This window comes from Vibrio sp. 1978 (assembly GCF_033344345.1).
Genome location: NZ_JAWPOP010000124.1, coordinates 1 through 357 on the forward strand (window position 1 = coordinate 1; position 357 = coordinate 357).

Annotated in this window: 1 protein-coding gene; it reads right to left on the reverse strand. The window is 45.9% G+C overall.

The window, feature by feature from the left end; translation table 11 throughout:
* Positions 1-357, reverse strand: a 357-nt coding sequence (lptD, locus tag R8N49_RS24925) for an LPS assembly protein LptD (RefSeq protein WP_318190189.1), incomplete at both ends; no start/stop codon positions are given.

Below are 357 nucleotides of genomic sequence, written 5' to 3' on the forward strand. Positions count from 1 at the left end.
AAAGCCGCCGTTAAACTGATATTCCAACGTACTGTTGGCAAGCTGCATTGAGCTTAAGTCGATGTCGTACTGAACGCCACCGTGATAGAACAGGTAGTCGTTGTAGTTGAAATCAGCTTCAACTGCCCATGAAGAGTAGTTGGTTGTCTCGTCTGGAATGTTCGGGCTATTGCTGATTTTCGTCTTCTTATCGAAGTAGTAGATCTGACCAAACGACACGTTCAAACGTTCTTTGTAGTCATCATCAAAGAAGCGCGTACTTGCACCGTAGCTCAGCTGGTTAGCCGATGCGATCTTATCAATACCACTGTACTTACGACTGCGGAATAGACCGTAGTAGTCAGTTTGCAGCAGCGT